Raw genomic sequence first — 22885 nt, 5'->3', positions numbered from 1 at the left:
TATTTCCGCCTTATGACTTCGCAACCCCGACCTCCAATCAACGTTCCGCCGCCACGTACGTGGGACGCCCGGCTCGCCCGCCGGCTCGTGACACCGCTAGTCGACACCTGGGTCACCCCGAACCATTTGACCACGCTGCGCCTGCTGATCGGCGTCGCAGGCGCGCTGTGCCTTGCGCACGGGGGATTCGCGTGGGCCAATGCGGGCGCACTGCTGATCGTCCTGTCGAATTTCGTCGATCACACGGACGGCGAACTCGCGCGAGTGGGCGGCAAGTCGAGCCGCATCGGTCATTTATACGACCTCGCCTGTGATGCGCTCGTGACCGTGATGCTGTTCGTCGGCATGGGTATCGGTGTCGGCGGCGCGCAGATCGACGCTTTGAAGCTCGCGCCCGGCGTGCTCGGCGCGGTGGCTGGCGTCGCGGTCGCCCTGATCTTCTTTTTGCGCATGCGGATCGAGGAAATGGTCGGCAAGGCCGGCACGAAGCAGGCGTCGATGGGGGGCTTCGAAACCGAGGACGTGCTGTACCTGCTGCCCATCGTCACGCTGACGAATGTCGTCGCGCCGTTCGTGGTGGTCGCGTCGATCGGCGCGCCGCTGTTCGCCGTATGGGTGGTGATCGACTACTGGCGCGTCGCGCGCCGTAGCGCTCGCCGGACGGCCAAGGCCGCCAGCGCGTCTGAATCCCGTCAACAGTGGGCCAGCAAATGAATCTGCACGCCGAAGACGACGTGATCGCGCCCGTGTCGTCAGGCACGCCCGTGGCGGCGCTCACGCCCGCGCCCGATGCCGACCGCGCGGTCGCGAGCCGTACCCGCACGTTCGACAACGCGCGTCTGCGTAAAGACTTCGCCGCGCAGGACGCGTTTCTGTATCTGGACGATTTCCTCGCGCCGGAAGTGACCGCGCAGCTGGTACACAGCGCGCGCGCGCTGCTCGACGAAGTGAACCGCAACTATCTGCCGGGTCACAAGCAGGGCGGCAGTGTCAGCCGCCATACGATCGACCGTCTCGCGCCGTTCATCGCCGAGCTGTATCGCTCGAAGGAGTTGATCGGCTGGCTCGAGCAGCTGAGCGGCGACCAGTTGCAGGTGTCGCCCGCCGACGATCCGCATGCCTACGCGCTCTACTACTACACGCGCCCCGGCGACCATATCGGCTGGCACTACGATACTTCGTATTACGACGGACGCCGCTACACGCTGCTGCTCGGCGTGATCGACGAATCGTCGTGCCGGCTCGACTACGAACTGCATACGCGCAACCCGGAGGTGCCGGACCAGCCGGGCTCGGTGCAGATTCCGCCGGGCGGCCTCGTGTTTTTCGATGGCGACAAGCTGCGTCATCGCATCACGCCGGCCGGGCCGAACGAGATGCGTGTGTCGCTGACGTTCGAATACGTCACCGATCCCAACATGCGGCCGTGGCGCCGCTTCGTTTCCAACATGAAGGACGCGATCGCGTACTTCGGTTTCCGCCAGGTGTTCCGTCAGATGGCCTCGCGCGGCAAGGACGCCGCGTGAGTCGGGCGGCCCTGCTTCTGCTGTCGATCGGCTCGGCGCTGTTCGTCGGCCTGCTCGCCTGGCAGGGCTTCGGCTCGGTGGCGTCGACCTTGCTCGCAGCCGGCTGGGGGCTCGCGGTCGTCGCCGCGTTCCACGTGGTGCCGCTCGTGCTCGATGCGGCTGCGATCGCCGTGCTGTTCAAGCGCGACCACCCTTCGCGTGACGGTGCGCATGAAGGTCCGGCAAGCGGTGCAACCAGCGGCGCGACGAGCGCTGCGCGAGCCGAACCCTCGCTGCGCGATGCGTTGTCCGCGCGCTGGATCGGCGAGTCGGTGAATAGCCTGCTGCCCGCTGGGCAGATCGGCGGCCCGGTGGTGATGGTGCGTCAACTGTCGCAGCGCGGCATGCTGCTGCGCGACGCGGCCGCCGCGATCACCGTCAGCACGACCTGGCAGGCGCTCGCGCAAATCGTGTTCGCGCTCGGTGGCCTCGCGATGTTCGGCGCGTACGCCGCGCACGGCACGCTGCACGACCTGCGCACCGCAACGCTGATTGCGACCGGCGTGCTCGGCGCGCTGATCGCCGCGTTCTACTTCGCGCAGCGGCGCGGTCTGTTCGGCCGGCTGCTGGGCGTGGTGTCGAAGGTGTTCGGCAAGCGCGACTGGTCGTCGCTGATGTCGCGCGCGGAAGCCGTCGATGCCGCCGTGCAGTCGCTGTACCGCGAGCGCGGCCGCGTGGCGGCGAGCTTTGCGCTGAGCCTCGTGGGATGGGTCGTCGGCACGGCCGAGGTATGGCTCGCGCTGCGTTTTCTCGGTCATCCGGTCGGCTGGATCGACGCGCTGCTGCTGGAAAGCATCGGCCAGGCGATTCGCGGCGCGGCCTTCATGATTCCGGGCTCGCTCGGCGTGCAGGAGGGCGGCTATCTGCTGCTCGCGCCGCTGGTGGGTTTGCCGCCCGACGCGGCGCTGGCGTTGTCGCTCGCCAAGCGTGCGCGTGAACTCCTGCTGGGCCTGCCGGGCCTGCTGGTATTGCACTTCAGCGAACGAAGCTGGCAACGGCGGCGCGCTCCACGGCGCGTGCCGGTTGCCGATTGACCTCCGTACTTTTTTCAAAGGACCGCGCATGCGCGCAATCATTCTCGCAGCGGGCCTCGGCCTGCGTCTCCAGCAGCCGCCGCAAGCCCAGTTTCCGAAATGCCTGTTGCAGTTCGACGGCATGAGCCTGCTCGAACGGCATCTGCAGATGCTCAAAACCGCTGGCGTGACCGACGTCGTGCTGGCGCTCGGTTTCCAGCCGGAATCCGTGCAGGCGGAACTCGCGCGCATCGACTGGCCGCACGGGGTCGAGACCGTGCTCAATCCGCGCTTCGATCTTGGCAGCGTGCTGACCGTGCATACCGTTGCCGACGCGTTGACGCGCGGCGGCGACGTGCTGCTGATGGACGCCGACGTGCTGTACGACGAGCGCATCCTGAGCGCGCTGGTGGCGGGCGAGTCGGTGAACCGTCTGCTGATCGACCGCGATTTCGAAGCGGGCGACGAGCCCGTCAAGCTGTGCCTGAAGGACGGCGTGCCGGTCGAGTTGCGCAAGCAGCTCGCGGTCAATCTGGAGTACGACACGATCGGCGAGTCGGTCGGCTTTTTCCGCTTCCGCGAGGAAACCGCGCGACGCTTCACGCAGATCGTCGCGGGCTATATCGACAGCGGCCGCGCGAACATGCCGCACGAAGAGGCGGTGCGTGACCTGCTGCTCGAGCGCAGCCAGGTGTTCGACACGGCCGAGGTGAGCGGCGCGCCGTGGATCGAAATCGACTTTCCGAACGACGTCGCGCGCGCCGCCAACGAGATTCTGCCGCAGTTGCTGCCGCTCGTCAGCGCATCGCGCTGAGGCGTCCGTGCCGCGCGCGAAGATGCACGGCAGCGCGCGATGGCACCCGGCAAAACCTCGCGCGACAACATTTGTTGTCGCCGCGATGCCATAATCGACGCTTTCCATTGATGGCTGGCCGCCCGTCGCCATGACAATGCTGCTCGCTTTAGGCGCTTTCATCGTTCCGCTGATCGTCGCGTGCGCGATGTTCATGGAAAACGTGGACGGCACGGTCATCGTGACGTCGCTGCCGGTTCTGGCACGCGACCTCGGTCATGATCCGATCACGCTGAAGCTTGCGGTCACCGCGTATGTGATCGGCCTTGGCGTCTTTATCCCGATCTGCGGCTGGGTCGCCGACCGCTTCGGTTCGCGCACCGTGTTCCGCACCGCGATCGGCATCTTCATGGCGGGCTCGCTGCTGTGCGCGGCCTCCACTTCGCTCGTTACCTTCGTGCTCGCGCGCTTCGTGCAGGGCATCGGCGGCGCGCTGATGGTGCCGGTGGGCCGCATCATCATCTTCCGGTCGCTGCCGAAGTCGGAGTTCATTCGCGCGATGAACTATCTGACGGTGCCGGCGTTGCTCGGTCCGGTGGTCGGGCCGCCGCTCGGCGGCTTTATCACCACCTATCTGCACTGGCGTCTGATCTTCGTGATCAACGTGCCGATCGGCCTGCTCGGCATCTGGCTCACCAACAAGTACATCGCCAATACGCGCGAGCCGCATCCGGGCCGGCTCGACTGGCTCGGCTTCGTGCTGTCGGCTAGCGGGGCTTCGCTGTTCATGCTCGGGCTCTCGCTGGTCGGCGGCGAACTGGTGTCGACGGGACAATCGGTCGGCATGTGCGTGACCGGCATCGTGTTGCTGCTGCTTTATGTGCTGTACGCGAGCCGCGTCGCGCTGCCGGTGCTCGATCTGCGTTTGCTGCGCATTCCAAGTTTTCATGCAAGCGTGATCGGCGGTTCGCTGTTTCGGATCGGTCTTGGCGCCGTGCCGTTCCTGTTGCCGCTCGCGTTGCAGGAAGGGCTCGGCATGACCGCGTTCAGAGCCGGCGCGATCACGTGCGCATCCGCGTTCGGTTCGATTTTCATGAAGACGGTGGCGTCGCGCATTCTCGAACGCTTCGGCTTTCGTACCGTGCTGATGGTCAACGCCGCGTGCGCGGGTCTCGCGATCGCCGTGTACGGGTTGTTCTTTCCCGGCACGCCGCATTGGGTGATCTGGTGCATCGTGCTGGTGGGCGGCTTCTTTCCTTCTCTGCAATTCACGTCGCTCAATACGCTGGCCTATGCGGATATTCCGGGCAGCGACGTCGGCCGCGCGACGAGTGTCGCGAGCGTCATCCAGCAGATGTCGCTCGGCCTCGGCGTGACGATCTCGGGCATCGTGCTGCAGATTTCGCATCGTGTGCAAGGGCATCCGAACATCGTGTTCTCCGATTTCTGGCCGGCGTTTCTCGTCGTCGGTCTGTTCTCGTGCCTGTCGATTCCGATTACGCGGCGGCTGCCGCGAGACGCGGGCGATGAGATCTCGCGCGGCCGTCGCGGGCGCGCGTAAGCCATCATGCGGATGTCGTCGTCGTCGATGAGGAGGTCATGAACTTGTTTCGCAACGTCAAAGCTTCAACCAGTGCTTCGATCAGCGGTCTTGCCCTGATCGCAATCCTCTGCGTTTCAACCGGGTTTCTCGAGGCGGCGCCTGCTGTCGCGAAAGCGCCCGCGAAGACGCAACCCGCCGTGCTTGCCGGTTCGGCGATTGCGGTGCCGGACTCATACAGCGCCGATGCCGCAGAGCAGATCTTCAACGAAGGCGGCAATGCGGTCGATGCGGCCGCCGCGATCGCCTTCACCCTCGCGGTCACGTTCCCGGATGCGGGCAACATCGGCGGGGGCGGGTTCATGACGCTGTACGTCGACAACAAGCCGTATTTCCTCGACTATCGCGAGCGCGCGCCGCTCGCCGCGACGAAGAACATGTATCTCGACGACAAGGGCGAGATCATCAAAGGCATGAGCCTGGTCGGCTATCGCGCGGTGGGCGTGCCAGGCACCGTCGACGGCATGTGGCAAGCGCAGCGCCGTTTCGGCAAGCTGAAATGGCAGCAGGTGCTCGCGCCGGCTATTCACTATGCGCGCGACGGCTTCGTGGTCGCCCCGCAACTGCAGAAGCTGCGCGACGATGCGGCGAAGAACTTCGCGGGCAAGACCAATTTCGACACCTACTTCGGCAATCTGAAGCAGGGCGTCACCTTCAGGCAGCCTGACCTTGCCGCGGTCCTGCAGCGTATTTCCGATCAGGGCGCGAAAGATTTCTACACGGGCAAGACTGCCGATCTGATCGCCGCTTCGATGCGCGGCCACGGCCTGATCACGAAGGCCGATCTCGCGCAGTACAAGGCCGTGTGGCGCGAGCCGGTGCAGGCGAACTGGAACGGCTACCGCGTGATCACCGCGCCGCCGCCGAGTTCGGGCGGCGTCGGGCTCGTGCAACTGCTGAAGATGAAGGCCGATATCGCGCCCGAGTTCAAGGACGTGCCGCTCAATTCCGTGCAATACGTGCATCTGATCGCGGAGCTCGAGAAGCGCGTGTTCGCGGACCGCGCGCAGTATCTCGGCGACCCGGATTTCTACAAGGTGCCGGTCGCGCAACTGATCGACGATCCGTATCTGGCCAAGCGCGCGGCCGAGGTCGATCCGAATATGCCGTCGGACACGAAGAGCATTCAGCCGGGGCTCGGGACCTCGATGCCGGAGAAGGCGGAGACCACGCATTTTTCGGTGGTCGACAAATGGGGCAACGCGGTGTCGAACACGTACACGCTGAACGGCGCGTTCGGCTCGGGCGTCGTGGTGGATCGGGCAGGCATCGCGCTGAACGACGAGATGGACGACTTCTCCGCGAAGCCGGGCGCCGCCAACATGTTCGATGTGGTCGGCAGCGACGTGAATGCGATCGAGCCGAAGAAGCGCCCGTTGTCGTCGATGGCGCCGACGATTCTGACGAAGGACGGCAAGGTCGCGCTCGTGATCGGCACGCCGGGCGGATCGCGGATCTTCACGACGATCTTCCAGGTGATCAACGACATCTACGACTTCGACATGCCGTTGCCGGATGCGCTCGCCGCGATGCGTTTCCATCACCAGCTATTGCCGCCGAATACGATCTATTCGGAGCCGTACAAGCCGATCGAGGGCGAACTCGCACAGCAGCTCGAGGCGAAGGGCTACAAGCTGGAAGGGCAGGAATTCACCGGCGATGTTCAGGTGATCAGGATCGATGGGGACGAGCCGGAGGCGGCGGCCGATCCGCGCGGGCGAGGGGTGACGCGGGTGGTTCGGTAGGGAGGAGAGCCGGTTGCAGCCATTCTCTTCGACGATAAGCCTAGGGTCTGTTTACATATGGAACGCACCCCAGTTCTGAATTCCATTCCAGGGGAATGCCCGCGATCGGCCGCATGGCGGCGTCGTGCGTCGCTCACGTGGCGCGGCCACGCAGCGCTCCTTACTCCTTGCCCTGCGCCCCGAAGGAAGTCCCCTTGGGGGACGGCCGATAGCGGGCATTCGCACGTGCGTTCCATATGTAAACAGACCCTAGTCCTGATCGACTTCGGGCCATAGTCTCGGGAATAGAAATCGAAGACTTTTCAATGGGAGTCCGAACGAGAGATTGCCGCGATGGGAAGGCGAGTCGAGCAGTCCAATATCAAGTAGAGAGCGCGTAATCCGGCGAGCCAGAACATCAGTAACGCCAAGTATCTGATTGAATTCGGCGCGGCTGACTGCACGCCGCGTCGCCACAAACTCCATCGCCAGTGCCGAGGCCTCCGGTTTGATCACCGATTTTTCGGAGCCGATCATCCACGGATTCGAATCGAGGTAACGCAATAGATCGAGCAGGCGATCTGCAATGCCATCGAACTCGGTCATGCGAACCATAAAGCTTACCTGGTCCAGGCAGCAATCGAGAAAGAACCGCGCGAAACGCACCAGGCCTTCCTGGGATAGATTGCCTCGGCCATCGAGGTCATTGCGGCGCGTCTGGTCAGCTTCGCTCAATCTTGCGTAGTACAGCTCATGTTCGCGTGCGAGACCGCGAAGCGGAGACCATAGGCCATGCGTCAAGTCGGCCGATCGTAAAGCGAGATGTGAATGCAGACGTGCAACCCGGCCATTGCCGTCTGCGAACGGGTGAGTCCACGCCAACCGATGATGCGAGCAGGCGATGCCGATCAACTGATGGTCCTTGATCCGTAGGCGCGCATATCGCTTGGCCCATGCATCGAGCAATGGCGCGATCATTTCAGGTTCTGGCGCGAGATGCCGGCCCACGGTGACGTCCGATTTGCGAAGTTCGCCCGGCACGATTGGTTCGCCCTCGCTGGTAAATCTCTCAGCGACCGGCAAATAGGAAAAAAATCGCTCATGAATGGCCGTAAGTCGTGCGGGCTCGAACAGGGCGGGCGTCGCAAGCAAATCCCACTCTTCTTCGAGCGAGGATTCCGTTGCAATATGCGCCATCGCAAGGCGCTGCTTTTTGCGCTCGGCGACGTCAGCTGAATAGTCGCGCTTGAGAGCGGCCTCGATCCTGGCGGGCGTGGTGTGCTGGCCTTCGATCTTATTTGTGTAGTACGAATTCATCGCACGCAATTGCGGGACGAGCGCCGCGGCAAATGGTGTCCCGCTTACGGCAAGGAGCTTTTGCGATGAGTCGACGAGTTCGGTCGTGCGCTCGATCAGCGGATCCAATACACGGTCCTCAGGAAACAAGGGTTCGAACGATACGACGGTCGTCATGGCGGATTGTAGGGTTTAATGTAGAGTTGGATGTTGTTTATTATATCGTTCAATGAATTGATTTATAAGGATTTTAGTTATTTCTTGTAGAGTCTAATGTAGGGTTTGCGGTAGAATGGCGCCTGACTGTCCACCCCGCAGTCCCCCGGCAATCCCCCATCACCCTGCCTGCTCCACCGGCGTCACCGTCAACTCCACCCGCTGCGCGCCGCGCAACACCGTCACGTTGACCGGCTTGTCGATACGCGAAGCATCGAGCGTGCGTTGCAGTGCATCCACATCCTGCACCGGCCGCGCGTCGATCGCGACGATCGTGTCGTCGGTGCGCAAGCCGCCGAGCGCGGCCGGACTGCCTTTGACGATCTCCATCACACGCACGCCGCTTTGCGTGCCGAGCCCGAAGTAGCGCTGCACGCGCCGCGACAGCGGCGTCGTCGTGCCGGCCACGCCGATATACGCGCGTCGCACGCGACCGTGCGCGAAGATCTGCATGATGACCCACTTCGCGGTATCGATCGCGGTCGCAAAACAGATGGCCTGTGCGCCAGGAATGATCGCGGTATTCACGCCGATCACCTGACCCGCCGAATTGATCAGCGGTCCGCCCGAGTTGCCCGGATTCAATGCCGCGTCGGTCTGGATCACGTCGTAGATCATGCGGCCGGAGTTCGAGCGCAGCGACCGGCCGAGCGCCGAAACGACGCCGGTCGTCACGGTCTGTTGCAACCCGAGCGGATTGCCGACCGCAATGGCGATCTGCCCGACGCGCAGCTTCGATGATTCGCCGAGTTCGACATGCGGCAGCGGTTCCGGCGAACCGATGCGCAGCACCGCGAGATCGCTGCCGGGATCGTCGCCGACCAGATCGGCGTCGAACTTCGCGCCGTCGGCCAGCGTCACCTGGATATGCGTCGCGCCATGCACGACGTGGCTATTGGTCAGCAGGTAGCCGTCGGGCGTGAACAGGAAGCCCGAGCCGGTGCCGCCGCGCGCGCCGCGCCCATGCGCGGACGCGTCGCCGGGCAGCCGGCGTTCGACGGCGATAAACGCGACCGCCTGCTGCACGCGCTCCAGTGCACCGATCACGGTGCGGGAGTAGGCGTCGAGCAGCGCGTCGTCGTCGTGGGTCAAAAGGTCGGTGGATTGGGGCCCGGGGGCGTCGGATGCGGCGCTCGACAGGTCATCGATGAAGCGTGGGCGGCTTCCCATAACGATGCTCCGGATAGACGGGCTCCGAGATGCGGGGCGCTGCGCGAGTTTTCAAGTGCATCCCGGGGGGCGTCGGCGGCGTCCCGGCCCCGCCGCCAGACCGGTGGCCACTGCCCGTGAGACACTTTCCCGGGCGGGCCGTCGCTCGCCGCTCGCTCGCGCCACGGAGACCCTGTTCATGTCCGCATCTAACGCTTCAGCGCCGCAATCCCCGCAGCCGGGTCCACGCATCGAGTCGCTCTGTGCGATCACGCTCGCCACCAGCGACATGCAGCGCGCCGTCGGGTTCTACGAAGCGCTCGGCTTCCCGCTCAAGTTCGGCGGTCCGCGCGAGGCCTTCACGTCGTTCGCGTTCGGCAGTTCGTATTTGAACCTGATCGCCGATGCGCGCGCGCCGGTCAACTGGTGGGGGCGCGTGATCATCTACGTGTCGGACGTCGACGCGTTCCATGCCAGGGCGGTGGCGGCAGGCTTGCAGCCGACGTTCGCGCCGTTGGATGCGCCGTGGGGCGAGCGCTATTTTCATATCACCGATCCGGACGGCCACGAACTGAGCTTCGCGCGGCCGCTGCCCTAGCAGCGGAAGTCGGGGCAAAACTCGCTATCATGGGGTTATCACGCATGTGCAGCGGCCGCCCACGCGGTAACACGGCTGACACCTCGCGCTTCGATAATCGAACGCGACCGCGTCGCGCTGGCCGCCGCGCGCCATCCCATTCCTGTTGCGAGGAGAGCAGCAATGAAAGAGCCGGACCCGAGACCCGATATCGAACTGATGGCGGAGCGGCAACGCCGTTTCGAGGAAGACCTCATCGATGCCTACGACGAAGAACTCGAAATGGAGGTCGACGACCGCATCATCGACGGCCCGGCCGGCCTTACGCCCGAGCATCGCGAGGCGCGCAAGCAGTACTTCCGCGAACTGTTCCGGCTGCAGGGAGAACTGGTCAAGCTGCAGGACTGGATCGTCGCGACCGGGCACCGGCTCGTCGTGATCTTCGAGGGGCGCGACGCGGCCGGCAAGGGCGGCGCGATCAAGCGCATCACGCAGCGCCTCAATCCGCGCGTGTGCCGCGTGGCCGCATTGCCCGCGCCGAACAATCGCGAGCGCACGCAATGGTATTTCCAGCGCTATGTATCGCATCTGCCGGCGGGCGGCGAGATGGTGCTATTCGATCGCAGCTGGTACAACCGCGCGGGCGTCGAGCGCGTGATGAACTTCTGCACCGACGAGGAATACGAAGAGTTTTTCCGCTCGGTGCCGGAGTTCGAAAAGATGCTGGCGCGCAGCGGCGTGCAGATCCTCAAGTACTGGTTTTCGATCACCGACGAAGAGCAGGAAATCCGCTTCCAGAACCGCATTCACGATCCGCTCAAGCAGTGGAAGCTGAGTCCGATGGATCTGGAAAGCCGGCGCCGCTGGGAAGCCTATACGCTGGCGAAGGAGGTGATGCTGCAGCGCTCGCATATCCCCGAGGCGCCGTGGTGGGTCGTGCAGGCCGTCGACAAGAAACGCGCGCGCCTGAACTGCATTCAGCATCTGCTGAGCCAGGTGCCGTATCACGAGATCGAGCATCCGCAGATCGACTTGCCGTCGCGTGTCTATCACGAAGACTATAGCCGTCAGCCGGTGCCTCAGTCGATGATCGTGCCCGAGGTGTATTAAAAGCGGATCGTATGAAATAGCTGGCCAACGAAAAAGCGCGGTACGTATATCAGCGTACCGCGCTTTTCTTCTTGCTTCGCCCCGCCAGATCGGCGAACTCAGAACACCGAACGGAACACCCAGAACAGTCCGCCCGCGAGCGCGATCGACGCGGGCAACGTCAGCACCCATGCGAGGATCAGACTGCGCACCGTGGTCCATTGCAGACCCGAGCCGTTGGCCGCCATCGTGCCGGCCACGCCGGAAGAGAGCACATGGGTCGTCGACACCGGCAGACCGTAGACGTCGGCGGCACCGATCGTGACCATCGCGACGAGTTCAGCCGACGCGCCCTGGCCGTACGTCAGATGCTGTTTGCCGATCTTCTCGCCCACCGTAACGACGATGCGCTTCCAGCCGACCATCGTGCCGAGACCCAGCGCGATCGCGACTGCCACCTTGACCCACGGCGGAATGAACTTGGTCGCGTGGTCGATCTGCGTTCTGAAGTTGGCGATGACCTTCGCGTCTTCGGGCGAGAACTGCGGCTGATTGGCCTTCTGCATCAGACGGATCGCCTCGGAGGTGACATACATGTTGTTGCGCACGTTATCGACGATGCCTTGCGGCACCGCGGCCATCGAGCCCGACTCGCCGACCTGGCGACCGATCTGCTCGGTCAGCTGCTGCAGCGCCGGCAGCGTGGCGGGCGTCAGCTGACGGGTGCGCACGAAGGCCTCGACGTCGGCGCGCGGATCCGCGGAAGGCACCGCGCCCTGCGTGTAGCGCGACAGCGTCGCCGCGGTTTGATGCGCGACCGCGACGAAGTTCTGCGTTTGCGCCGGCGTGACCGCCTTGTTCAGCGCGTAGGCGGTGGGCACGGTACCGATCAGGATCAGCATGATCAGCCCCATGCCTTTCTGGCCGTCGTTTGAGCCATGCGCGAACGACACGCCCGTGCAGGTCAGAATCAGCAGGCAGCGAATCCAGAACGGCGGCGGCTCCTTGCCCTTCGGCTCGGCATACAGCGCGGGCACGCGCACGACGGCCTTCAGGATCAGCAGCAGCAGGCCCGCAAGCAGAAAGCCCACGATCGGCGAAAACAGCAGCGACTTGCCGACGCCGAGCGCCTGATTCCAGTCCACGCCACTGGTGCCGTTCGCACCATGCAGCATCTGATTCATCAGACCTACGCCGATGATCGAGCCGATCAGCGTGTGCGAACTCGAAGACGGCAGGCCCAAAGACCACGTGCCCAGATTCCAGATGATCGCGGCGATCAGCAGCGCGAATACCATCGCGAAGCCGGCGGCGCTGCCAACCTGCAGAATCAACTCGACGGGCAGCAGTTGCAGCACGCCGAAGGCGACCGCCCCGCTCGACGTCAGCACGCCCAGAAAATTCCACGCGCCGGACCAGACGACCGCGATATTCGGCGTCAGCGCGTGGGTATAGATGACGGTGGCGACCGCGTTGGCCGTATCGTGAAAGCCATTGACGAACTCGAAGCCGAGCGCGATCAGCAGCGCGACACCGAGCAGCAGATACGGCAGTACCGAGCTTTCGCGTACCGGCTGCAGATCGTCTATCAGATGAACGCCGCAGTACACGACGCCCGCGATGAGCAGGGCAACGAAAATAACCAGGCCCGCGTTACGGCCTTTGCCGCTGGCGGCGCCTGGTTGCGGATACGAAAGTTCCGGCATGACGTGAGCCCCAAAAAGTGTTCGCAGAGTTTTTGATGCTGCTTTCGCTGTGTGTCGCAAGGATGACAACTACGTGTCGGCATTGGGGTGCGGGAAAGGCAGACGCGGCGCGGCCTATGCTACGCCGCTCACGCCGGTAAATACTACGCAGGCTGGCGGACGGGAATAGTAAGATGTCCGAACCGGACTTGATGAATAACACGAGCGGCGAGCGGGCTTCGGTCGCGCTTACGATGCGCTGACTACTTCGCCGCTTGCGCTGCCACCGAGCGTGCGTTTATAAGCTTGCGCGACGATTTCCGCCGGTACCCCTTGCGATGGATCGCGGCCCATCGATTCGAGCGTTTCGGCGACCCACCCCGGGCTCACCACATTGACGCGGGCCTTGCCCCGCAACTCGAGCGCGGCCGAGCGCGCGAACGCTTCGACACCCGCATTGACGATGCTGACCGCGGCGCTGCCTTCCATCGGCTGTTGCGCAAGCACGCCGCTCGTCAGTGTGAACGAGCCGCCTTGCGACACATGGTCCACGCCGCAGCGCACCAGATTGACCTGCCCCATCAGTTTGTTGGCAAGACTAAAAGAAAAGTCTTCGTCGCCAAGCGCCGCGAGCGGCGCGAATTTCGCGGAGCCGGCCGCGCAGATGATCGCGTCGAAGCTGCCGGCTTGCGCATACATCGCTTCGATGCTGCGTTTGTCCGACAGGTCGACGCGCAGTGCCGAACCTTTGCGGCTCGCGCCGACCACGTCATGCTCCGTGGCGAGCAGCCTCACGATGTGCGAACCGAGCAGGCCGGTCGCACCGACAACGAGTATTCGCATACATCCTCCTAAGGTCTGTTTGCGGCATTTGCCGCACTGCACACTGCATCGTCGCCGGAGCACTCGCCGAACCGTGCAACGCGCGATCCTATCGGTCGAGGATAGACGCTGCCGGCGCGGCGCGCCAGCGCGTGAGGGAAGAGCCGGCTGATACGCGCCGCGATCCTCCTGAGCATCATTTTTGCTACGCTGGAAGTGAGGTCATGTTTCCCGGGAGCGTCGATGAAGCAAGACAGCGAGACAGTCAACGAGCCGGTAGAGGACGAACCGGCACAGCGTGCCTTCACTTCCTATGCCGCGCCGCTCGTCGATGAGGCAATCCGGCTCGCCAACGGGGTGCACGGCGACGCGTCACCCGAGGCGCTGCACAAACTGCGCGTTTCACTGCGGCGTTTGCGTTCGTTATGGTGGGCTTTCGCACCGCTGCTCGACAAGGGCGAAAATTCCCGGCAACGCGCGGTCTACAAGTTTCTCGCCACCGCGGCGGGTAAAACGCGCGATTGGGACATCCTGATCGCGTTGCTCAAGCAGCAAGACAGCGGCGCGCAAGCATTGATGCCGAAGCTCGAGCAGGCGCGCCGCGACACGCTGGCGACCAGCCGCGAGACGTTGTTGAACGCCGACGTCAAACACCTGCTGCGCGATGCGTTGGCCACCACTTCCGCGCAACTGCATGCCACGCACGATTCGGCTATTGCGCTGCGCAAATTTGCCGCTCGACGCATAGGGGCGTCGGAGCGCTCATCGAAAAAGCGCATCAAACGCGCGCGCCATGCGAAACGCTCGAATTACGCAGCCTTTCACGATGTCAGAAAAGCGGGCAAGAAACTGCGCTATCTGTTCGAGTTTTTCGGGCCGGTGCTTAAAACCAGCCATAAGCGCACGCTCAAGCGCCTGAAAAAAATCCAGAAGCGCTTCGGCGTGCTCAACGATACCGTCGCCAGCGAAACGCTGTTGCGCGACAATGCCGCGTCGCTTGCCGACGCGGACCACATCGAAGCCGCGTTGGGTTGGCTCGACAGGAAACGCAAACGCCGCTTGCGCGCGGCGTCGGAGCTACTGGGCTGAGAGAGCGCGTTCGGTCCTCGCTAGCGCGGAGGATCCGCAGCCCAAAATGCACGGCGCACCGCGCTGCGGCCCGAAAGAATAGTCCGCGAAGGAGGCGAGGAGCGTGGCACCGCATGGGCTTTCGCTGCGTCATCGGGTGCGCCTGACGTTGCGCGCCGTTCGAGCCGGGATGACCCGCTATGTTGGCAACCGCCCGTGGGTGGCCGGCGTCGCCGGCACGCTCGTCGCGTTGGCGATGTCGATCCTGACGGCGGTGGAGGTCGGCGAAGGCCGCCGCGAAATGCTCGATCATGCGCGCCAGACGTCGCAAAACCTCGTGTCGATCATTTCCGCCGATCTCGCGCGCAACGTCGAAATTTATAGTCTGTCGCTGCAATCGATGGTGGATGCCGCGGGCGATCCGCTCACCTGGACGCTGCCGGTCCCGGTGCGCCAGGCGATGCTGTTCGATCGCGCGACCACCGCCGCGTTTCTCGGCGGCGCGTATATAGTCGGCGCCGACGGTGAAGTGGCCGCCGCGCAGTACGCCGACGCCAACACCACCGTCCATCTCGACGATCGCGAATACTTTCAGGTGCATCAGCGCAATCCGGCGGCGGGCCTGTATTTCTCGCATCCGTTCATGTCGCGGCTGCGTGGCGGCAAGCTGTCGATCGCGCTGACGCGGCGCATCGACGATGCGCAAGGCCGCTTCGCCGGCATCGCGCTGCTCGCGATCCGCATCGAGTATTTCCAGCACCTGCTGGACCGGATCGACACCGGCGAGCACGGCTCGGTTTTCATCGTGATGGCGGACGGCACGCTGCTCGCGCGCAAGCCGTTCGACGCGCGCGCTATCGGCACCAGCGTCGCCAAGTCACCGACCTTCGCACCGATGACGGTGCACGACTCCGGCAGCTACGTATCGGTCTCGCGGGTCGACGGTGTGCGTCGCATCTTCACCTACACGCACGTACCGGGCACGCCGCTGATCGTGGCGATCGCGCCCGCTGTCGATGACGTGCTCGCGCCGTGGCAGCGTCGCAGCCACGTGGCCGCTGCGCTGACCATCTCGTTCGGCTCGGTGTTCGTGCTCGTGTCGTGGCTGCTCGCGTTCGCGCTGCGCGACAAACAGCGCGCGCAGGCCGCGCTGCTGCGTCTTGCCGCGACCGATCCGCTGACCGGGCTCCGCAATCGCCGCGTGCTCGACAAGCGGCTCGACGACGAATGGAAGCGGGCGCGACGCGACAACAAGCCGTTGTCGGTGCTGTTCATCGATATCGATCACTTCAAGCGTTTCAACGATACCTACGGCCATGAGAGCGGCGACGAGGTATTGGTCGCGGTGGCTGATTGCATCGCGTCCGTGGCGCGGCGCTCGGCCGATCTGGTCGCGCGCTACGGCGGCGAAGAGTTCGCGGTGGTGCTGCCGGATACGACCGCGCAGGGCGCGTTCGCGGTCGCGGAGCAGATTCGTCGCAAGGTGGAAAACCAGGTCATCGTGCGCGGACACGATGCGCCGCAGGCGGTGACGGTGAGCGTCGGCTGCGCAACGGCGCTGCCGAGCGCCACGGATGTCGCGAACGGACTCGAACTGATGGCGGCCGCTGATGGACAGTTGTATGTGGCGAAGAACGAAGGGCGCAATCGCACCCGGTCGGCGCAGTGGGACGAGTATTCGGCGGCGCAGGGGGTCTCGCGCACGGGGGCGGCGCCATAACGCCAGGTGTTCGTTCGCGTGAGCGTGAGCGCCTTCCCGGCCCAGATTGTCGCGACGCAGCGCAATTCAGGCGCGCTCCGCACTGCGCGGCGCGAAGCCGCGCAACGTCACCGCCGCTGGTGTTTCGTCCAGCAACGCCGAGCGCGGCCGATCGGCGGCCGCACCATCCGCGTGAGCCAGCAAGCCCACCGGGAAGCCACGCCGCTGCCATGCATCGAGCCCGCCGCGCAGTGCGCGAATCCGCGTGTAGCCATTGCTGCGCATATGTTGCGAGACTTCGAGCGCGGTCGCGCTGTCCGGGCAGATGCAATAGATGACCAGGTCGTGCGTGCGCAGCGCGCCGTCGATCTGTTCAGGCGAATGCGGATCGAGCGCGCGCGCGTAGGGAATCTGGCGTCGCAGATCGAGCAGCGCAGCGCCGGGCCGCGCATCGAGCACGCGGGACGGCGCCATGCGGCGCAGGCGGCCGGAGCGCCGCCAGCGCCACGGCATGCTCGACGCGGCGGCACTCGCCGATGAGGCCTGCGTCGGCGCGGCCAGCATCGGCGCGGCTTGGGCCGACGTGGCTCGCGTGAACCGGCGCCGTTCGTAATATCGCAGATACAGCCGGTAGAGCAGATAGACGAGCGCCACCGCAAGAAGAATGTCGGCGATCGTGCCGCCGCGCTGCTCGACGAACGCGCGCAGCATATGCACCTCGCGTTCCACGGCCGCGCCGCCGAGCAGCCAGAACGTCGCCCACGCGATCACGCTCGCCAGATCCCATAGTGCGTAGATGCGGATGTCGACGGCGGTCGTACCCATCAGCGGCGGCGTGATCAGGCCGAGGCCGGGCACGAACTTCGAAACCGACACGAGCGTCACGCCATAGCGTTCGAATAGCGCGCGCGCGGTTTCCAGCCTCGTATCGACGGCGGGCGACAAGCGGCCGAGCCACGCGAGCAGTTTGCGTCCATACAGCCGGCCCGCTGTGAACCAGGTGCCGTCGCCGATCAATGCGCCCAGCACCGCCGCGCCGAGGGTCGGCCAGAACGCCAGGGTGCCCGCGGCGATCGCCGAGCCCGCGAACAGCAGCATCGGCACGGCCGGAATCGGTACGCCGAGGCGCGTCAGCAGGACGTTGACGAACACGATAGCGCTGCCCCAGGTTGAAACCGCCGACAACGGAAACTCGACCAATTGAGGCGCTCCTGTTGCTGCTGTTGGGCTGCCATGCGTGGACGGCCGGTATCGACCATCGGCCTCAATCGTCAATACGCAACTAACTGTCAACCCCGCGTGCCCACCGCAAGGTGGCCGGCATGCTTGAAGAGAGTGCGCGCGGGCGCGCACGCTGGATTCGCAGGGGCGGGGGCTGCATCGTCAACGAACCACAAGCGGCCCCCGGATCCACCTCATCAGGCATTCGGCATCGCCACCACGCCCGGATTCCCGACGATCGCCAGAAACTCCCGCCGTGTCGACGGATCGGTGCGGAACGTGCCGAGCATGCGCGACGTGACCATCGTGACGCCCGCCTTGTGCACGCCACGCGTCGACATGCACTGATGCGCGGCTTCGAGAATCACGCCCACGCCGGCCGGCTGCAGCACGTCGTTCAGCGTATCGGCGATCTGCACCGTCATCTTTTCCTGGATCTGCAGCCGTTTCGCGAACGCATCGACGAGGCGCGCGAGCTTCGAAATGCCGACCACGCGATGGTTCGGCAGATACGCGACGTGCGCGCGTCCGATGATCGGCACCATATGGTGCTCGCAGTAGCTTTCGAAGCGGATATCCTTCAGCACGATCATTTCGTCGTAGCCGTCCACTTCGGAGAAGGTACGCGCGAGGATGTCGCGCGGATCGACCTGGTAGCCGACGAAAAACTCGTCGTAAGCGCGCGTCACGCGTGCCGGCGTGTCGATCAGGCCTTCGCGCTGCGGATCGTCGCCGGCCCAGCGCAGCAGCACGCGCACGGCTGCCTCGGCTTCTTCGCGGCTCGGGCGCTCGGTGGCTGCTACGGGTTTGGTCTTCTTTGCCTTGCTGCTGGTCATGCGTCGCTCTCCTGGATCGCGCGTCGACGCTGCGCGGCGCGCGGGGTCAGTAACTGAGGTCATTGTTCCATGTTTTGCGCTGAAGGTGCCGATGCCCCTTTCGCGGCAGGGGCAGTCGCGGGCGTGCTGCGCACGGCTACTTCGGCCATTCGTCCATCGCATCGTTGAACAGCTCGGCGACCACGCCGCGCAGCCAGCTGCCGCGCGGATCGTTATGAAACTTGCGATGCCAGTGCTGCCGCAGGTCGAAGCGCGGCAGCGGCAGCGGCGGCTCGACGAGCATGATCGACGCATGCTCCGACACGTACGCGAAGCCGATCGCGTGCGGCACGGTCGCGAGCAGATCGGTGCGCGCGAGGATGAAAGGCAGGCTCATGAAGTGCGGCGTTTCGAGCACCGCGCGTCGCTTGATGCGCTTCTTTTCGAGGTACTGCTCGAGCACTTCCTGGCTGCGTCCCTCGGCGCGCACGACCGCATGCCCGGACGCCACGTATTGCTCGAGCGTGAGCGGCCCCTTCGACAGCGGATGTCCGCTGCGCATCAGGCAGATGAAGCGGTGCGTGAAGAGCCGCTGCTGAAAGAAGTTATTGCCCGCCAGGTCCGGAAAATAGCCGACGGCGAGATCGACATCGCCCGATTCGAGCCCGCGTTCCACTTGCGACGGCGACAGCGTGACCGAGCGCAGATTCGCGGACGGCGCGCGCTCGGCGAACAGCTGCAAAAGACGCGGCAGAAACACGATTTCGCCGACGTCGGACAGCGCGATCGAAAACGTGTGCGTGCTCGTCGCCGGATCGAAATCCTGCACGTCGAGCATGCCTTTCTCGATGCGCAGCAACGCGTCGCGCGCGGCGGGCAGGATCGCGAGCGCGCGCGGTGTCGGCTCCATGCCTTTCGATGTGCGCACGAACAGCGGATCGTCGAAGTATTCGCGCAGGCGGCCAAGCGCGGTGCTCACGCGCGGCTGGCTCACACCGAGCTGCTCGGCGGCGCGGCTCACGTTGCGCGTGTCTTCCATCGCGACCAGATAGGGGATCAGGTTCAGATCCAGATGTGTCTCGGACATGCTTGTTATGGCTCGCGGGGCGGGCGGCGCAAGGGAATGATTATGCCGTATCGCTATAGAGCCTAGTTGAAAAATCGCCCGTAAGCATAATGGGATTTTGCGCGGCCGGCATTTTCGCGCGCAGGGCGAGCGCTGGACGAGGGCATCCCGGACCTTCGCCGCCGCGCGCGGCGACCTATGATGAAGGGGGTTTCCCTGCCTTGACAACCCGCCCACAGGACAACCATAATCGCCGAAGCGTTCGCTAAACGAATCACTGTTCACACAACGAACAATTCAGCGGCGAAGCAATCGAAGGCGCCAGCCCGCTCTCCCCCTCGCGAGCCGTCGCCAGCATGCCCGGAGACTGTTTCCGCGCGAGCCTTGCCGGTTACGGCTGTCAGCCCAGCGGCACGTAGCGCCCCCAAAGGAAATTCGACATGATCAACAAGATTTTCGAGACACTTCAATCGGCGGTCGCCGATGTCCACGACGGCGCGACCGTCATGATCGGCGGCTTCGGCACGGCCGGCATGCCGTCCGAGTTGATCGACGCGCTGATCGAGCAGGGCGCGCGCAACCTCACCATCGTCAACAACAACGCAGGTAACGGCGATATCGGCCTCGCGGCGCTGCTGAAGGCCAAGCGCGTGCGCAAGATCATCTGCTCGTTCCCGCGCCAGACCGACTCGTATGTGTTCGACGCGCTCTATCGCGCCGGCGAAATCGAACTCGAACTCGTGCCGCAAGGCAACCTCGCCGAGCGCATCCGCGCCGCGGGGGCGGGCATCGGCGGCTTCTTCACGCCGACCGCGTACGGCACCAAGCTCGCCGAAGGCAAGGAAACCCGTCTGATCGACGGCCGTCACTACGTTCTCGAAGCGCCGCTGCACGCGGACTTCGCGCTGATCAAGGCGTACAAGGGCGATCGCTGGGGCAACCTGATCTATCGCAAGACCGCGCGTAACTTCGGACCGATCATGGCGAGCGCCGCGAAGACCGCGATCGTGCAGGTGTCGGAAGTGGTGCCGCTCGGCGGCCTCGATCCGGAAGAAATCGTCACGCCCGGCATTTTCGTGCAACGCGTGATCGCGGTGCCGCAAGCGGCGCATGCCCCCACGCCCAATCCTCACGACGCTGCTGCCTGACCCGGAGACCGACATGAAGAAACTGACTCGCGATGAAATGGCCAGGCGCGTTGCCCAGGACATCCCTGAAGGCGCTTACGTGAACCTCGGCATCGGCGTGCCGACGCTGGTGGCGAACCACCTCGCCGCAGACAAGGAAATCTTCTTGCACAGCGAAAACGGTCTGCTCGGCATGGGCCCGGCACCGGCGAAGGGCCAGGAAGACGACGAACTGATCAACGCCGGCAAGCAGCACGTCACGCTGCTGACGGGCGGCGCCTACTTCCATCACGCGGATTCGTTCGCGATGATGCGGGGCGGCCATCTGGACTTCTGCGTGCTCGGCGCGTTCCAGGTGTCGGCGAAGGGCGATCTCGCGAACTGGCACACCGGCGCACCCGACGCGATTCCGGCGGTCGGCGGCGCGATGGACCTCGCGATCGGCGCGAAGCAGGTCTACGTGATGATGGAGCATCTGACCAAGCAGGGCGAGAGCAAGATCACCGCCGAGTGCTCGTACCCGGTCACCGGTATCGGTTGCGTGACCCGTATCTATACGGACCTCGCAATGATCGACGTCACGAAGGAAGGCCTCGTCGTGCGCGAGATTTTCACGGACATCGGCTTCGACGAACTGCTGAAGCTGACCGGTGTGCCGATGACCGACGGCACGCAGGCCGCGCGCGCGGCCTGATGGTTGGCTGAGGCGTCGCGGCGGCGGTCTGCTTTGCGGCCGCGTCGATGGCGTCTCGTCCGAAAGCGGCATTGCGCGAACGGGCCAGCGCTGACGGGGCGAACTCCTCGTCAGCGCTGGCCTGGCAACTTCAGCGACGGGCTGACCGCGTTTGGCGCACAATACGCAGCACATACCGCGGCATACGCACGGCACGAGCGCTTGCTCCGCCACGGCGTCTGCTTCGAACCGCCGCGCGCCGTGCCGCTTCTTCGCTTCCGATTCCCTCAAACATCGTCGTCACCATGCTCGACTCCAGCGCCCGTCTGACTGGCCTTCTTTGCGGCACACAGCCGATGAACGACATCTGGGCGCCGCGTGCCACGCTGCAGCGGATGCTCGACGTCGAAGCCGCGCTCGCGCGTGCCTCTGCCGCGCACAAAGTCATTCCCGAATCCGCCGTCCCCGCGATCGAAGCGGCCTGCCAGGCCGACCAGCTCGACGCCGACGCGCTCGCACGCGACGCCGCGCTCGGCGGCAATCTCGCGATTCCGCTCGTCAAGCAACTGACTGCACGCGTCAAAGCCGCCGATGCCGAAGCTGGCAAATACGTGCATTGGGGCGCGACGAGCCAGGACATCATCGACACCGCGACGGTACTGCAACTGCGCGACACTTTCGACCTGCTCGACGGCGGCCTGCAAGCCACCTGCGACGCGGTCGCGAAACTCGCGGCCACCCATCGCGCGACACCGATGATCGGCCGCACGTGGCTGCAACAGGCGCTGCCGATCACGCTGGGTCTGAAGTTCGCGCAATGGCTCGACGCGCTGTTGCGTCATCGCGAGCGGCTCGATGCGTTGCGCGAACGTGTGCTGGTGCTGCAATTCGGCGGCGCGGCCGGCACCCTCGCGAGTCTGCGCGAGGCGGCGCCGCAGGTCACGCAGTCGCTCGCCAAGGAACTCGGCCTCGCGGTACCGACCTTGCCGTGGCACACGCAACGCGATCGCATCGCCGAGACGGCGTCGCTGTTCGGCATGCTGATCGGCACCCTCGGCAAGATCGCGCGCGACGTGTCGCTGCAGATGCAAACCGAAATCGACGAACTCGCCGAACCGGCCGCGGCCGGCAAGGGCGGATCGTCGACGATGCCGCACAAACGCAACCCGGTCGGTTGCGCGGCGGTACTGACGGCCGCGACGCGCGCGCCCGGCCTCGTGGCGACCGTGTTCGCCGGCATGGTGCAGGAGCACGAACGCGCGCTTGGCGGCTGGCAGGCCGAATGGGACGCGCTGCCGGATCTCGCGCGCCTCGCGGGCGGCGCGCTCGCGAACATCGAACAGATCGCGTCCGGCCTGAGCGTGAACGTACCGCGCCTCGCCGCGAATCTCGACGTCACGCACGGCCTGATCCTCGGCGAAGCGGTGATGCTCGCGCTCGGCGATTCCATCGGCCGGCTCGACGCGCATCATCTGGTCGAGCGCGCATCGAAGGCGGCGATCCGCGACGGCAAGACGCTGTATGACGTGCTCGCCGCCGACGCGGCCGTCACCGAACATCTTTCGCTCGAGCGCCTGAAGCAGCTGCTCGATCCCGCTCAATACGTCGGCCAGGCGCACGCATATGTCGACGCCGCGCTGACGCTTCACACCACGCGCGCGCAGCGCGCCCATTCCAAGGAGTAACC

20 protein-coding genes are annotated in these 22885 nt (G+C 64.9%); 13 read left to right on the top strand and 7 right to left on the bottom strand.

Translation table 11 applies throughout. The features are described 5' to 3' along the window. The first annotated feature begins 12 nt into the window (after positions 1–12). The 6 genes from OKW29_RS15405 (at position 13) to ggt (ending at position 6716) form a co-directional block, all read left to right on the top strand. Positions 13–714, top strand: a complete 702-nt coding sequence (locus OKW29_RS15405) for a CDP-alcohol phosphatidyltransferase family protein (protein ID WP_429291649.1) — start codon at positions 13–15, stop codon at positions 712–714. Then, positions 711–1526 carry a HalD/BesD family halogenase gene (locus OKW29_RS15400; protein ID WP_429291648.1) on the top strand — a complete coding sequence of 272 codons (816 nt, stop codon included), beginning with the start codon at positions 711–713 and terminating at the stop codon, positions 1524–1526. The genes OKW29_RS15405 and OKW29_RS15400 overlap by 4 nt, the downstream gene beginning before the upstream one ends. Then, the gene (locus OKW29_RS15395; protein ID WP_429291647.1) at positions 1523–2599 is read left to right on the top strand and encodes a lysylphosphatidylglycerol synthase domain-containing protein; all 1077 of its coding nucleotides are present in this window, start codon (positions 1523–1525) and stop codon (positions 2597–2599) included. Before OKW29_RS15400 ends, OKW29_RS15395 begins: the two co-directional genes overlap by 4 nt. A gap of 28 nt (positions 2600–2627) precedes the next feature. Then, positions 2628–3392, top strand: a complete 765-nt coding sequence (locus OKW29_RS15390; RefSeq protein WP_429291646.1) for an NTP transferase domain-containing protein — start codon at positions 2628–2630, stop codon at positions 3390–3392. A 136-nt stretch (positions 3393–3528) separates the two neighbouring features. After that, on the top strand, positions 3529–4932 hold the full coding sequence (locus OKW29_RS15385; protein WP_187619625.1) for an MFS transporter: 1404 nt from the start codon (positions 3529–3531) through the stop codon (positions 4930–4932). Positions 4933–4970: 38 nt separating this feature from the next. After that, complete coding sequence (ggt, locus tag OKW29_RS15380) at positions 4971–6716, top strand: gamma-glutamyltransferase (RefSeq protein ID WP_429291645.1); 1746 nt, start codon at positions 4971–4973, stop codon at positions 6714–6716. 249 nt (positions 6717–6965) lie between these two features. Here the strand turns inward: ggt and OKW29_RS15375 are convergent, their stop codons facing one another. After that, positions 6966–8168, bottom strand: coding sequence for a Fic family protein (locus OKW29_RS15375; protein WP_090807283.1), 1203 nt, complete (start codon positions 8166–8168; stop codon positions 6966–6968). A 159-nt stretch (positions 8169–8327) separates the two neighbouring features. Beyond that, entirely contained in the window at positions 8328–9377 is a 1050-nt protein-coding gene (locus tag OKW29_RS15370; protein ID WP_429291644.1) for a S1C family serine protease, read from the bottom strand. A 178-nt stretch (positions 9378–9555) separates the two neighbouring features. Here OKW29_RS15370 and OKW29_RS15365 point away from each other — a divergent pair, with 178 nt between their 5' ends. Both OKW29_RS15365 and ppk2 read left to right on the top strand, forming a co-directional pair. Further along, the gene (locus OKW29_RS15365; RefSeq protein WP_429291643.1) at positions 9556–9954 is read left to right on the top strand and encodes a VOC family protein; all 399 of its coding nucleotides are present in this window, start codon (positions 9556–9558) and stop codon (positions 9952–9954) included. Between the two features lie 162 nt (positions 9955–10116). Next, positions 10117–11043 carry a polyphosphate kinase 2 gene (gene ppk2 / locus OKW29_RS15360; RefSeq protein WP_184024931.1) on the top strand — a complete coding sequence of 309 codons (927 nt, stop codon included), beginning with the start codon at positions 10117–10119 and terminating at the stop codon, positions 11041–11043. A gap of 98 nt (positions 11044–11141) precedes the next feature. On the opposite strand, the gene OKW29_RS15355 is transcribed toward ppk2, so the two are convergent. Further along, the gene (locus OKW29_RS15355; RefSeq protein ID WP_429291642.1) at positions 11142–12728 is read right to left on the bottom strand and encodes an inorganic phosphate transporter; all 1587 of its coding nucleotides are present in this window, start codon (positions 12726–12728) and stop codon (positions 11142–11144) included. Between the two features lie 228 nt (positions 12729–12956). Further along, entirely contained in the window at positions 12957–13550 is a 594-nt protein-coding gene (locus OKW29_RS15350) for a short chain dehydrogenase (RefSeq protein WP_429291641.1), read from the bottom strand. A gap of 222 nt (positions 13551–13772) precedes the next feature. Between OKW29_RS15350 and OKW29_RS15345 the strand changes: the two genes are divergently transcribed. Then, positions 13773–14618 carry a CHAD domain-containing protein gene (locus OKW29_RS15345; RefSeq protein ID WP_429291640.1) on the top strand — a complete coding sequence of 282 codons (846 nt, stop codon included), beginning with the start codon at positions 13773–13775 and terminating at the stop codon, positions 14616–14618. Positions 14619–14721: 103 nt separating this feature from the next. Continuing rightward, entirely contained in the window at positions 14722–16317 is a 1596-nt protein-coding gene (locus OKW29_RS15340; protein WP_429291639.1) for a diguanylate cyclase, read from the top strand. Positions 16318–16383: 66 nt separating this feature from the next. On the opposite strand, the gene OKW29_RS15335 is transcribed toward OKW29_RS15340, so the two are convergent. The 3 genes from OKW29_RS15335 to OKW29_RS15325 all read right to left on the bottom strand — a co-directional run bounded on the left by OKW29_RS15335 (position 16384) and on the right by OKW29_RS15325 (position 19419). Further along, positions 16384–17496, bottom strand: a complete 1113-nt coding sequence (locus OKW29_RS15335) for a VTT domain-containing protein (RefSeq protein WP_429291638.1) — start codon at positions 17494–17496, stop codon at positions 16384–16386. Positions 17497–17714: 218 nt separating this feature from the next. Continuing rightward, positions 17715–18353 (bottom strand): GTP cyclohydrolase I FolE, encoded by a 639-nt coding sequence (gene folE, locus OKW29_RS15330; protein WP_184063236.1) that lies wholly within the window; start codon positions 18351–18353, stop codon positions 17715–17717. 136 nt (positions 18354–18489) lie between these two features. Next, on the bottom strand, positions 18490–19419 hold the full coding sequence (locus OKW29_RS15325; RefSeq protein WP_184063233.1) for a LysR family transcriptional regulator: 930 nt from the start codon (positions 19417–19419) through the stop codon (positions 18490–18492). 419 nt (positions 19420–19838) lie between these two features. On the opposite strand from OKW29_RS15325, the gene OKW29_RS15320 reads away from it, so the two are divergent. From OKW29_RS15320 to OKW29_RS15310, 3 genes are all read left to right on the top strand, one after another. Then, positions 19839–20546 (top strand): 3-oxoacid CoA-transferase subunit A, encoded by a 708-nt coding sequence (locus OKW29_RS15320; RefSeq protein ID WP_062131411.1) that lies wholly within the window; start codon positions 19839–19841, stop codon positions 20544–20546. A gap of 13 nt (positions 20547–20559) precedes the next feature. Further along, the gene (locus OKW29_RS15315; RefSeq protein WP_429291637.1) at positions 20560–21219 is read left to right on the top strand and encodes a 3-oxoacid CoA-transferase subunit B; all 660 of its coding nucleotides are present in this window, start codon (positions 20560–20562) and stop codon (positions 21217–21219) included. A 284-nt stretch (positions 21220–21503) separates the two neighbouring features. After that, on the top strand, positions 21504–22883 hold the full coding sequence (locus OKW29_RS15310; RefSeq protein ID WP_429291636.1) for a 3-carboxy-cis,cis-muconate cycloisomerase: 1380 nt from the start codon (positions 21504–21506) through the stop codon (positions 22881–22883). Positions 22884–22885 lie beyond the last annotated feature (2 nt).

The organism is Paraburkholderia sp. CI3, from assembly GCF_050436505.1.
Taxonomy (GTDB): domain Bacteria; phylum Pseudomonadota; class Gammaproteobacteria; order Burkholderiales; family Burkholderiaceae; genus Paraburkholderia; species Paraburkholderia tuberum.
Note: the sequence above shows the minus strand (reverse complement) of the source record. Positions and strands in the feature narration are given on the sequence as shown.

Coding starts and splice junctions, on each gene's coding strand:
- OKW29_RS15315 (WP_429291637.1), top strand. CDS start 20,560: ATGAAGAAACTGACTCGCGATGAAATGGCCAGGCGCGTTGCCCAGGAC.
- ppk2 (WP_184024931.1), top strand. CDS start 10,117: ATGAAAGAGCCGGACCCGAGACCCGATATCGAACTGATGGCGGAGCGG.
- OKW29_RS15385 (WP_187619625.1), top strand. CDS start 3,529: ATGCTGCTCGCTTTAGGCGCTTTCATCGTTCCGCTGATCGTCGCGTGC.
- OKW29_RS15400 (WP_429291648.1), top strand. CDS start 711: ATGAATCTGCACGCCGAAGACGACGTGATCGCGCCCGTGTCGTCAGGC.
- OKW29_RS15405 (WP_429291649.1), top strand. CDS start 13: ATGACTTCGCAACCCCGACCTCCAATCAACGTTCCGCCGCCACGTACG.
- OKW29_RS15365 (WP_429291643.1), top strand. CDS start 9,556: ATGTCCGCATCTAACGCTTCAGCGCCGCAATCCCCGCAGCCGGGTCCA.
- OKW29_RS15390 (WP_429291646.1), top strand. CDS start 2,628: ATGCGCGCAATCATTCTCGCAGCGGGCCTCGGCCTGCGTCTCCAGCAG.
- folE (WP_184063236.1), bottom strand. CDS start 18,353: ATGACCAGCAGCAAGGCAAAGAAGACCAAACCCGTAGCAGCCACCGAG.
- OKW29_RS15350 (WP_429291641.1), bottom strand. CDS start 13,550: ATGCGAATACTCGTTGTCGGTGCGACCGGCCTGCTCGGTTCGCACATC.
- OKW29_RS15375 (WP_090807283.1), bottom strand. CDS start 8,168: ATGACGACCGTCGTATCGTTCGAACCCTTGTTTCCTGAGGACCGTGTA.
- OKW29_RS15370 (WP_429291644.1), bottom strand. CDS start 9,377: ATGGGAAGCCGCCCACGCTTCATCGATGACCTGTCGAGCGCCGCATCC.
- OKW29_RS15355 (WP_429291642.1), bottom strand. CDS start 12,728: ATGCCGGAACTTTCGTATCCGCAACCAGGCGCCGCCAGCGGCAAAGGC.
- ggt (WP_429291645.1), top strand. CDS start 4,971: ATGAACTTGTTTCGCAACGTCAAAGCTTCAACCAGTGCTTCGATCAGC.
- OKW29_RS15320 (WP_062131411.1), top strand. CDS start 19,839: ATGATCAACAAGATTTTCGAGACACTTCAATCGGCGGTCGCCGATGTC.
- OKW29_RS15310 (WP_429291636.1), top strand. CDS start 21,504: ATGCTCGACTCCAGCGCCCGTCTGACTGGCCTTCTTTGCGGCACACAG.
- OKW29_RS15325 (WP_184063233.1), bottom strand. CDS start 19,419: ATGTCCGAGACACATCTGGATCTGAACCTGATCCCCTATCTGGTCGCG.
- OKW29_RS15345 (WP_429291640.1), top strand. CDS start 13,773: ATGAAGCAAGACAGCGAGACAGTCAACGAGCCGGTAGAGGACGAACCG.